We start from the raw sequence: 10,210 nt of genomic DNA, 5'->3' as shown, positions 1-10,210 counted from the left end.
CTCTCACCTGAACAGGTCCCGCGTCTTCTCCATCAGCATCGAGCCCACGCCTGCATCCCCCTCGCGGTACTCAATCCCGCGGACGACGGCGACTGGCATCCTCCCGAGTTTCCCGATCGCAAGTTCCACGGCGCCGGCTATCTCGTCCACGACTGCTGGTTCTGTGACTCTGAGCTCGTAGCCGAACGAGTCCTTCCTTCCCGCATAGGAGAGAAGAGGCTCGATTCCAGAGCAGCCTATCGCGACGTCAGTCTGGCCCTTCCGCCAAGGCCTCCCGAAGGTGTCAGTCACCACGACCGCGAGCTTCCTGTCGGTCAACTCCTTGAGCCTCCGGCGGATTCTCCTCGCGCTCGCGTCTGCGTCCATTGGGAGGAGGGCGACAAGGCCCTCGCCCACGTTGGACTGGTCGATCCCGGCGTTCGCGCACACGAGACCCTGGCGTGTCTCGGTGATGATGACTCCGTGCCCTGCTCTTACCACCCGCCTAGACTCCTTCAGAATCAGTTCCACGAGCCTGGGGTCCTTGCCCTGTTCGGCGGCCAGGGCCTTGGCTCGCTTACCGGGTACAACTCCGGAGATCCTCACCAGTCTCCCCTCGGACTTCGATACGATCTTCTGCTTGACCACCACTACGTCCCCGTTCTCCAGCCGGAATTTGGAGCGTCTTGCGGCTTCCACGATCATCTCTGCGATGTCGGCGCCTTCCCCGACCTCTGGGAGCCCGGGAAGCGGGCGTATGACGACCTCCCTCATGTGAGGACGCCTCACGGGGGCTCGGAAAAGCATATCCTGAAAGCTGAAAGCGGACCTGAGCTAGAATTTTATACGGGAGGTGGCCCGTCGCGCCGTTGCCATCAAAAGAAGAGGTGCTCGAAGCCCTGGCACAGGTCAAGGACCCCGAGCTCGGTCGAGACCTAGTTTCCCTGCACATGGTTGAGGGGGTCGAAATCGAAGGGGGCTCGGTGAAGTTCACCCTCAATCTCACGACCCCCGCCTGCCCATTGCGGACCCGCATCGAGGAGTCTGCGAAGGATGCGGTACGGGGGGTCCCCGGCGTCAGCGAGGTGGTCATGAAGACAAGCTCGAAGGTCTTCGCCACGAGAGACTACGCACAGAGCGAGACTCTGAGAGGGGTGAAGAACGTGATCGCGGTTGCCAGCGGGAAGGGCGGAGTGGGAAAGTCCACGGTAGCTGTCAACCTCGCAGTCGCGCTCGCTGCGTCCGGCGCCAAGGTAGGCCTCGTCGATGCGGACGTCTATGGGCCCAACATACCCCACATGATGGGAGTCGACTCCCCGGCTGAAGTCAGGAGCGATCGGATCGTGCCACCCGTGGCCCACGGAGTCAAGGTCGCCTCGCTCGGCTTCTTCTACAAGGAACAGTCAGCGGTCATTTGGCGAGGGCCATTGGTCGCGGGCGCGGTGAGGCAGCTGCTCGCCCAGGTAGACTGGGGAGAGCTTGACTACCTGGTCTGCGACCTTCCCCCTGGCACGGGCGATGCTTCTCTCACCCTTGCACAGACTGTCCCTCTAGGTGGAGTGGTCATAGTCACCACCCCCCAAGACGCGGCCCTCAGCATAGCGGCAAAGGCCCTCTCGATGTTCAGGCGTCTGGACGTTCCCATCCTGGGGGTAGTTGAGAACATGAGCTACTTCCTCTGCCCCCACTGCGGGGAGAGGACCCCGATCTTCTCGGAAGGCGGTGGCAGGAGGATGGCGGACTCGCAGAAGGTCGACTTTCTGGGGGAGGTCCCCCTGGGCATCGAAATCCGAGAGAGCTCGGACGCAGGCACGCCCATAGTCTCCTCTTCCCCTGAGTCGGTGGGAGCGCTTGCCTTCAAGGACCTGGCGTTTAGGGTAGCCGGCCTGGTCAGCATCGTGGCCTACTCAAGGATGAAGGCATGAGCAGTGAAGAGAGGCTCCTAGTGAAGGCGGCACGCAAGAAAAAGGCACGGAAGAGGAGCAGAGGACCCTACAGGAAGGCGCGGGCGTAGGAGGAGATCGCCGCTATCGGACCGCGACTGCGTCGATTTCGACCCTGGCTCCCCTAGGCAGGGCTGCGGCCCCAACGGTCGTCCTCGCCGGATAAGGCTGCTCAAAGTGACGGGCGTATTCCTCATTCATGGCGGAGTACTCAGCGAGGTCCGCAAGGAACACTGTCGTCTTCACGACGTTGCGCAGTCCAAGGCCGGCGGCGCTGAGCACCGACTCTAGGTTGGTCAAGGCGCGCGAAGTCTGTGCGGCAATCCCTTCTTCCAGTCTTCCCGATGCCCGGTCTATGCCGAGCTGCCCTGCGCAATAGACGGCACCGGCGTCCACAGCCTGCGAATACGGGCCGGCTGGTTGAGGCGCCGAATCAGATTTGACTTCAGACTTCAACAGCAGGCCCACTCAATCCACCGTATATACCCACTCTGGAGGCAGTTGATACTACACGGTCTGGGGGGCGATAGGAACGTATGGGGGTCAGGTGCGGTCGGGAAGGGGTATCCTCATCGGTGGAGACCTGACCTTCCTGTGGTCGCACTTCTGAGGGCTGTGGGCGTAGCAGTAGGTGGCGCCACACACATGGCAGTTGTAGTAGAAGCCAATCCCGAGAGACCTTCCGCAGAGTCCGCAAGTGGGCACCGGCTTCTGAGCCTGGCTGATGTACATGCTTGTTCCTACGGTATTATTCGCCCCAGTTTCATTTAAGCGATTACGCAACAATTTCATAGAACAAGGTGGGAGTATCTCGAAAGTGTTCTTCACTTCTCACCGTATGCAAAGTGAAAGATTCGGGAGGGAGTCTGGGGGCGGGTTAAATCGATGCGCAAGGTCCCAAGGTGAATGGAGACGCCAGCCTGGGTCGCATATGATGACGCCGAAATCTCATCCTTGCCTGGTTCGCAGGAGTCAGGAGGTCACGCCGAACGAAGGGGCATCGTCCTCGAGTCCTACCGGGTCCCGCGAGACGTGGGTCCCGAGTCCTCGTCCCTGATCTCGATAGTCGAATTCGAGGATGCGTGCCATTACCACGTGAGGCCGCCCGAGCTTAGCGAGGCGGAAAGAGCGGCACTTGAGCTGCTGAAGACAAACCTGCGGACGTCGATTCCTTCGGAAGCGACGGGGCCAATAGAGGAGATTCTGGCCGAGTATCTATTGAGAGCGGCCTCCGAGCTCTCGATACGCGAGCACGTAGACGCGGCCAAGCCCAAGCTGCTCTACTACATGATGAGGGACTACGCCGGCTTCTGGGAGCTGGACCCCGTGGTCAACGACGACAGAATCGAGGAGATTTCGGTCACGCGTTACGACAAACCGGTGAGGGTCCTCCACAGGGACTTCAGCGACCAGGTCTTCATGAAGACGAACATAGTCTACCAGGACGAGGCCAGGCTCCAGGCCTTCATCAGAAGGCTTGCCCAGCTGGGAGGTACGTCGGTCTCGCTCGCACAACCTTCCCTTGAGGTCACCATACACGGTCTATCAGACAGGCGGGTCACCGCCACCCTCGGTGACGAGATCTCGAGGCCTGGCTCGACCCTTGCCATCAGAAAGCAGAAGGAGCGACCCATCACGCTCATGCAGTTGGCGTCTGAGGAGAGAGCGGGGCATCGCGCCCGCCACCACCTGGGACGACAGACATCCGTTCGCGCCTACGAAGAGGAACATTCGCACAAGACCCTGACGGTCTTGATGGCTGCATACTTCTGGCTCCTGCTAGAGAGGACCACGAACGTCCTCATCGCAGGGGAGACGAATTCGGGCAAGACGACCCTGATGAACGCCATTCTCGCGCTCGCCAACCCAAGGTCCAAGGTGGTGACGGCAGAGGACGTGCTCGAGATCAATCTGCCCGACCATCTCCACTGGCAGAGGCTCAAGACCCGTTCGCACAGGGCGGGGATTTCGCCAGCCTCCGGTAGGTACGAGTACTCCCTCGCCGACCTTCTCAAGCTCTCTCTGAGGTTCTCTCCGACGATCCTGAGCCTGGGCGAAATGCGCGGCGAAGAGTCGGAGACCCTGGCGGCAGCGATCACTCTCGGGGTCTCTACGATGACCACCATTCACGCGGAGAGTGCCGAGAGGTGCGTCCAGCGGCTGACGACGCCACCGATGAGGTTCGAAGCCGGGCACGTGCGCGACCTCACATCGATCGCCACCATGAAGAAGACGGCGCTTCCCGACGGGAGGATAGTCAGGAGAGTCGTCAGCGTCGACGAGATCCGTCCTCTGGATGGAGATGGGTTCGCAGTCCAAAATGTATTCAGGTACGACTACCCTACCGACTCCTTCAGCCCTACTACCCCAGGTGAGGTCCTGGACAGGAGCTTCAGGCTCAACGAGATAGCCAGTGCCTTCGGCTGGAGCCCGGCGCGGGTGCAGAGCAGCCTCACAACGAGAGCCGCCTTCATGTCTGAGAGGGTCGACTCGCGGGACTTCTCACCAGAGTCACTCTCCAAGATGGTGAGGGAATTCTCTGAGGGAGAGCTGACCGGAGAGGCGCAAAGCTGAGTCCTCCCTCGGCCAGGAGGCTCGGCGCCCTCCTGATGCGACCGGGCGTGATGAAGAGAGTTGCAGACTGGAGGCGACCCGTCTACGAGAAGCTTCTCGTGAAAGCCGGCAGGGAGGGCTACCCGGCTTCGATGGCTGCTCGTGCCGTGAGCAGGTCAGCCCTGAGCGCCCTCGTTGTCGTACCCGCAGGGATAGCTGGTTCGCTGTTGATCTGGGTTCCCATTGCCCTCTGCTGCCTGGCTCCCATCGTCATCTTCTTCGTCCCCGAGGCGCTGCTCAGGGATGCTGCCGCCCAAAGGAGGGAGAGGGTCGAGGCGGAGCTCCCGTTCTTTTCGATACTGGCAAACGTCCTGGGGACTGCGGGCGTGCCGCTCTACTCCGTCTTCGAGACCCTGGCCAAGAGCGACATCTTCGAAGCCATGCGCAAGGAGGCGCTCGTCATCAGAAGAGAGGTGGAAGTCTTTGGGAACAATCCCACATTTGCATTCGAAGTCGTCGCTGCTTACCATCCCTCAAGGAAGTTCGGATATTACTTGCTCGGATACTCGAGCAAGGTGCGGAGCGGCGGCGACGCCCCAGCATACCTCTCCGGGGAGAGCGGGTCTTTGCTGAGAGAGCTGGAGGAGAGGTGGGTCCGCTACTCTGCACGGGTCGGGGTTGTCGGGAGCCTCATGGTCACCATCTTCGGGGTCATCCCCCTCATGCTTCTCGTGGTAGGGTTCTTCTCGCCTGCTTCATCGATCTCAGTCCTCACCGTCTTCGCTTTCGTGGGGGTGCCGTTCCTGGCGACAGCCCTGGTCTTCATGACCGGCAGGATGCAGCCAGTGGGGGATGTGCCTCTGGAAGGCAGGCCCATGGAGGCTACGGTCTTGTTCTTCTCGGCGGCCGCAGGAGGGTGGTACCTGCATCTTGGCTGGCTCGCCCTGGCGGTCGCTCTTTCAGTCTCCTTCGGCTTCTACGGCCTCTCGGTCAGGAAGCAACTGGCAAGGATGAAGCAGGTCGACAGCTCGCTTCCCATGCTCTTGAAGGACCTGATGGACTACAAGCGTCAGGAATACGACCTAGGGAGGTCGCTGGCAGTCATCTCTTCCGAGGGATCCTACGGCCGCGCCCTCGATTCCGTCGTCAGGTCGGTGGCGGCCCAACTTCGTGCAGGAGTGCCTCTCAGCGAAGCGGTCGTCGACCCAGGGACCAGGCTGTCCAGGGTCGTCTTCTCAGTGCTTGCGAAGATGGGATACTCAGGAGGAGGCACGGTCGACACTCTCTTCCAGTTGACGCAATATGCGACCAAGGTAACCGAGATGAAGAGGAGCGCAGAAGCGGAGATGAAGCCGTACCTGCTGCTCTCATACCTCACACCCCTGCTTCTTGTCTTCGGGGTGACCTTCGTGGGGGGGATCCTCTCGTCGTTTCAGTCGCCCCTCCTGGGGCTGCCAGGGCATACCGGGCAATCGTCAGCCGGATTGGGCGGCCTAGTGGAGATCGCCGACGGCCTCATTGTCACCTCGGCGGCTGCTCTGGGTATTGTTGGCGCGAAGATTGCTGACCTGACTGTGAAGAACACGAACAGGGCAATGGTAAACGTGATCTTAGCAGCTTCCGCCGCGGCGCTGGCGCCATCGATCAATTTGACCGCGCTGTTACATGGCGGACTCTGACCTACATCTCCTTGGGAGTTAAATCGGTCATAGAACTCAAGGGCCGATGAAAATCACCAACAGACGCTCAGGAATCTCCCAGTCCTTGGACCTCTTCATCATAGTTGGCGTGGTCCTCGCGGTCGGCGGGATAGTAGCCTCGGCCGCGACAGGCTTGATCGGCTCGGCGACCTCCACACCGTCGCTCCAGCTCACTTCCTTCTCCCTCGTCGGGACCGTGGCAGGGACCGGCGGAACCTCAACCCTCAGCCTGACCTTGAAGAATGCGGGCGCATCGACCGTGTCGGTGGGAACCGGGTTCACGATCGCCATCGGAACCAACACCATCACCACCACAGTCAGCACGAGCTGCTCCGGGACAAGCCCAACCAGCTACGCAGGATCGACCGCCGTGGCTTGGACCTTCGCCTCCTCCCCGAATGCGTGCAACGTCGCGGGGACCGTCACCTCGTTCAAGTGGACTGGGCCTTCGACCGCAGTCTCGCTCGCTCCGGGACAACAGCTCACCTTCGCCGTCTCCCCGAGCACCTCGGGGGCAGGAGCTGCCAACCCCGCGACAACAGGCTCGCCATACCAGCTGACAGTCCTGAGCAACGGGCAGTCCATCATCCAGACCATAATTTCGCAGTAGGAGGGGCCGGAGTCTGCCCCTTCTCTGCCCCCTTTTTTCGTGCTCGAGCCCGCGCAAAGTGACACGGCCGGGCGTCAGCGAGTTGTATTCCGCGCTGCTGATGATGTCGCTTACTCTGACCTTTGGCACCACCCTGACCGGGCTGGCCTTGGGGCAGTTCGGGGCCGTCTCCAATTCCGGGTCCGTGGGCGCCTCGATCGACCAGCAGTCGTCGGGGACGCAGATCGCATATCTCTTTGACACGGTCTCCTCTCAAGCGGGCTGTCCGCTCTACGGCGGCGCGCCCGAGGGCACTGTGCTCAGCCTCACCATTTTCGACTACGGGTCAGCGAAGTTTACGCCGACGCAACTGGTGGTGAACTCGACCCTCTACTTCGGCTCGTTCCCCGCGTCCCTGCCAGGGGCAATGAGCACTCTGAGCCTGACGCTCACGCCTTCGGGGAGCTGCGCCCATCCTTCAGGACAGACAGTTCTCTTGGTCGACACGAACGGAGACGAGGTCCAGTTTGCGACCTAACAACAGAGGGGTCTCGACCTACCTCCAGACCTTCATCCTGCTGTCGGTTGCCCTCGGCGGCTCCTTTGCGGCATTCAGGGCGGTGGCGTACTATCCGACGGTGATCTCGGGGCCCAGCCTCTCCATCTCAAACGCGGAGATAGAGCAAGGCGCGGGTGTGGCCATCGAGCGGGTCACAGTATCTAACACAGGACCCGGTCCCTTGACATCGGTCTATGTCCTGAACCCCGGCGCCTCGCCGGCCCTGGGGTTCTGTTACTATGCCTGGAACCCCGCGACCCAAGCGAGCATCGCAACCAACTGCCCCGCTGGAGGGTCCAACCCAAGCCTCGTGCAGCTCCCGTTCGGGATCGGGAGCGGAGGCTCGGCGGTCATCGAGCTGACCCTCTTCAGTGGGAGCGCGTTTGCCGCAGGAAAGACCTACACGGTCATCGTCGGAGGCACACCTGCTTCTCAGACCTTCCTCAGAATAACGGCGTTGGCGGGATGAGGGTTCTCGTCTTACGCAGGCGAGGAGTCTCGAGCGTCCTCGGAGTCTTGTTCCTGGCCCTGGTCTTCCTCGTGGCTATAGGAACCCAGACCTACCTGTCCGGCCTGCAGGCTCAGTCTTCACGGGCGCAGGGACAGGCGGCGCAAAGGGACTCGCAGCGCGCCCGAGAGGGGATAGACTTCGGAGGCGGCCCCTCCAGCCTTTCTGCGACCAATACGGGAGCCGCCACGGAGACAGAAGTCGCAATGATAATGAAGTTCGAGAACGGCACGATCTACAACCTGAACCAAGGCTCCACCCCTGTCTTCTCACCAGTCTCGCTGACCGCCGGGGGGAGGGTCCTCCTTCAGCCCCTGGTGCCGTCTGGTACCTGCACGCCCGGGACTGCCACCTGCCTCTCGAAGTTCAACTCCATCGTTTCGGGAGGAGCCGTCCCGGGAAGGGAACTCGGGCTGGTCACGTCGCTGGGGAATGTCTTCTGGTACCAGCCGAGCGGGGGCAGCCTGGGTCAGGGAAGTGGCCAGTTCTTTCACATTGGGACGCCTCAGTCGACGAGTGCCACCACCTGGACTGCGATAGCGGGCCTTTCCTTCACGGGGTCGGCAAACACCTTCTACGAGGTTGAGCTCTACCTCGGCTACTACCAGTCCGTCGGCGCGAGTCAGGGAGTCTTCTTTTCCATAGGCGTCCCCTCGGGTACTACGTTCCTCTTCTGTGGAGGCATGTTCTACTCCGACCCGTCCTTCTCGACGGGGGGACATGCAGGCGAGGAGTGCACGGGCGGCCCCAGCACTTCGCTCGGGCCCACCACGAACACCCAGACCACCTGCATTGCGTCGGTGGGCGCCTGTCAGTTTGCCGGAACAGCGATGGTCGCGTTCGGAGCCACGGCAGGCCAGTTCCAGGTCCAATTCGAGACGACCCCAGGGGACACTGCGACCGTGATGGCTGACTCGACCCTCATCGTGAACGCAGCTGCTTAGGCCCCTCCGGGGCTACGCACGGAGCTCGACCTGTTCCTTGAAGAACCTCCGGGTCGTCCCGCTCTCCGGGGAGTCGAACGGGTCGACGGTCACGACTACCGGAAGGTGCCTGACGGCATGGCCGAGCAGGAGGCACATCCTGGGCGGGAGCGTCCGGACGATTGCCTTGACAGTGTCCGCGTCGGCCATCGAAGCCTGAGAGACGAGCGCCAGGTCGGCGTCGTTGCTGAAGCTGTACAGGAAGATGTTGTCCACCTGCCTGTAGATCTTCTGGTCGATGGCGTCTGGTTGGTTGGTAACGAAGACGGTGAAGACCCCGAAGTGGCGCATCCTCGTTATGAGGTCCTCCCAGTAGGTCTCCCTGAGGTAGAGGTGGGCCTCCTCGGCGAAGAGAAAGACAGGGGGCACCTTCCTGTGCTCGAGCAGCTCGACGACCTTGGAGAGCATCAGTTCCACGACCATCCTCCTGTTCATCGGCGAGATACCGCTCAGCGAGATGACAAGGGACCCTCCCTCGGGATTGAGGCTGAAGAAGTCCTGGAGGTCGAACTTCGCCGATTCCGAGTCGGTGAAGAGCCCGCAGGAGGCGAGCGTATGGAACCTAGCGAAGAGAGCGTCCCTCACGAACTCGTTGCACCTCCACTGGTGGATGGCGGCCTCGAGGGTAACAAGCGAGAGCTCGTCCCGCGAGTCCAGCTGTTCCCAGATCTTCACGAACTCTCTGAGTGACGTCCCTGGCATGTCCAGGGAGTGCGAAAGCAGGTTGGTGATGGACCTGAGGCCCACTGTAGAGAGGGAGAACCTGAGCTCGCGGCCAGGGCGGACGACTTTCACCTTTCCGCTCTCCGAGGTCCTCGAGCCGTCGCGCCTCTGTCCTATCGCGCCGTATTCGTCGTTGAGGTCGAAGACTATCGAGTAGGCTCCGTGGGAGAGGAGCCCCCTCAGGAGCATCTTGGCCAGGTGAGACTTGCCAGACTCCTTCCTCCCGGTGATCACGGTTATCCTCCCGTCAAGGGCTTCGGCCGAGATGGCGAACCTGGACTCCGCGTCGACCGTTCCCAGCTTGATCTCCCTGCTCCCCAGCGGAGGGAGCGCGGAGGTCAACTCCTCCACAAGGAGCCTTGTGACGCTCGTCGTCGTCCTCGACGGCATCCAGTCGACCCTTGGCGTCAGCCTTCCTCTCGATATCGTGCCGCGGGCCTTGCAAAGAAGTATTCTCATGTCCCTGATCAGGGTCGAGATGGTCGCCAGGTCTGCCGGGTCCGATGTGACGCCCGGGGCTGACGCGGATAGGATCTCCTCTCGGGCAATCTCCTCCTCGACCCCCTCCACGTCGAGATATCTCTCGTCGTACACCTGGAGGACGAGGCTCCTCTGAGCTTCCGCAGCCACCAGGTAGTCACCGACCCGCGCCTGTTCTCTCGCCGAGGCGACG

11 protein-coding genes are annotated in these 10,210 nt (G+C 61.6%); 7 read left to right on the top strand and 4 right to left on the bottom strand.

Translation table 11 applies throughout. From position 1 onward, the window contains the following. Positions 1 to 3: 3 nt before the first annotated feature. Positions 4 to 753: a coenzyme F420-0:L-glutamate ligase gene (gene cofE, locus HY247_01480; protein ID QQG49015.1), complete on the bottom strand. Its 750-nt coding sequence runs from the start codon at positions 751 to 753 to the stop codon at positions 4 to 6. Positions 754 to 848: 95 nt separating this feature from the next. Between cofE and HY247_01475 the strand changes: the two genes are divergently transcribed. Continuing rightward, on the top strand, positions 849 to 1,904 hold the full coding sequence (locus HY247_01475; GenBank protein QQG49014.1) for an Mrp/NBP35 family ATP-binding protein: 1,056 nt from the start codon (positions 849 to 851) through the stop codon (positions 1,902 to 1,904). 102 nt (positions 1,905 to 2,006) lie between these two features. Here the strand turns inward: HY247_01475 and HY247_01470 are convergent, their stop codons facing one another. Together HY247_01470 and HY247_01465 are read right to left on the bottom strand one after the other, a co-directional pair. Further along, positions 2,007 to 2,378 carry a hypothetical protein gene (locus tag HY247_01470; protein ID QQG49013.1) on the bottom strand — a complete coding sequence of 124 codons (372 nt, stop codon included), beginning with the start codon at positions 2,376 to 2,378 and terminating at the stop codon, positions 2,007 to 2,009. An 87-nt stretch (positions 2,379 to 2,465) separates the two neighbouring features. Further along, on the bottom strand, positions 2,466 to 2,654 hold the full coding sequence (locus HY247_01465) for a hypothetical protein (GenBank protein QQG49012.1): 189 nt from the start codon (positions 2,652 to 2,654) through the stop codon (positions 2,466 to 2,468). A gap of 174 nt (positions 2,655 to 2,828) precedes the next feature. Here HY247_01465 and HY247_01460 point away from each other — a divergent pair, with 174 nt between their 5' ends. The 6 genes from HY247_01460 to HY247_01435 are packed head-to-tail and all read left to right on the top strand — an operon-like array spanning position 2,829 to position 8,775. After that, a complete protein-coding gene (locus tag HY247_01460; protein ID QQG49011.1) occupies positions 2,829 to 4,496 on the top strand; it encodes a type II/IV secretion system ATPase subunit in 1,668 nt (555 codons plus the stop codon). A gap of 35 nt (positions 4,497 to 4,531) precedes the next feature. Then, entirely contained in the window at positions 4,532 to 6,154 is a 1,623-nt protein-coding gene (locus HY247_01455; protein QQG49010.1) for a type II secretion system F family protein, read from the top strand. A gap of 46 nt (positions 6,155 to 6,200) precedes the next feature. Further along, positions 6,201 to 6,785: a hypothetical protein gene (locus tag HY247_01450; GenBank protein ID QQG49009.1), complete on the top strand. Its 585-nt coding sequence runs from the start codon at positions 6,201 to 6,203 to the stop codon at positions 6,783 to 6,785. Between the two features lie 58 nt (positions 6,786 to 6,843). Then, on the top strand, positions 6,844 to 7,302 hold the full coding sequence (locus HY247_01445; protein QQG49008.1) for a hypothetical protein: 459 nt from the start codon (positions 6,844 to 6,846) through the stop codon (positions 7,300 to 7,302). Continuing rightward, positions 7,292 to 7,792 carry a hypothetical protein gene (locus HY247_01440; protein ID QQG49007.1) on the top strand — a complete coding sequence of 167 codons (501 nt, stop codon included), beginning with the start codon at positions 7,292 to 7,294 and terminating at the stop codon, positions 7,790 to 7,792. The genes HY247_01445 and HY247_01440 overlap by 11 nt, the downstream gene beginning before the upstream one ends. Then, on the top strand, positions 7,789 to 8,775 hold the full coding sequence (locus HY247_01435; protein QQG49006.1) for a hypothetical protein: 987 nt from the start codon (positions 7,789 to 7,791) through the stop codon (positions 8,773 to 8,775). Before HY247_01440 ends, HY247_01435 begins: the two co-directional genes overlap by 4 nt. 12 nt (positions 8,776 to 8,787) lie before the next feature. On the opposite strand, the gene HY247_01430 is transcribed toward HY247_01435, so the two are convergent. Then, positions 8,788 to 10,167 carry an ATP-binding protein gene (locus HY247_01430; GenBank protein QQG49005.1) on the bottom strand — a complete coding sequence of 460 codons (1,380 nt, stop codon included), beginning with the start codon at positions 10,165 to 10,167 and terminating at the stop codon, positions 8,788 to 8,790. Positions 10,168 to 10,210 lie beyond the last annotated feature (43 nt).

Source organism: archaeon (genome assembly GCA_016432545.1).
In the GTDB taxonomy this organism is placed as follows: Archaea; Thermoproteota; Nitrososphaeria; order Nitrososphaerales; family Gagatemarchaeaceae; genus UBA183.
Note: the sequence above shows the minus strand (reverse complement) of the source record. Positions and strands in the feature narration are given on the sequence as shown.

Bases quoted from the DNA above. Each gene is read 5' to 3' on its own strand.
- HY247_01455 (QQG49010.1), top strand. From the start codon at position 4,532: ATGCGACCGGGCGTGATGAAGAGAGTTGCAGACTGGAGGCGACCCGTC.
- HY247_01465 (QQG49012.1), bottom strand. From the start codon at position 2,654: ATGTACATCAGCCAGGCTCAGAAGCCGGTGCCCACTTGCGGACTCTGC.
- cofE (QQG49015.1), bottom strand. From the start codon at position 753: ATGAGGGAGGTCGTCATACGCCCGCTTCCCGGGCTCCCAGAGGTCGGG.
- HY247_01435 (QQG49006.1), top strand. From the start codon at position 7,789: ATGAGGGTTCTCGTCTTACGCAGGCGAGGAGTCTCGAGCGTCCTCGGA.
- HY247_01460 (QQG49011.1), top strand. From the start codon at position 2,829: ATGGAGACGCCAGCCTGGGTCGCATATGATGACGCCGAAATCTCATCC.
- HY247_01450 (QQG49009.1), top strand. From the start codon at position 6,201: ATGAAAATCACCAACAGACGCTCAGGAATCTCCCAGTCCTTGGACCTC.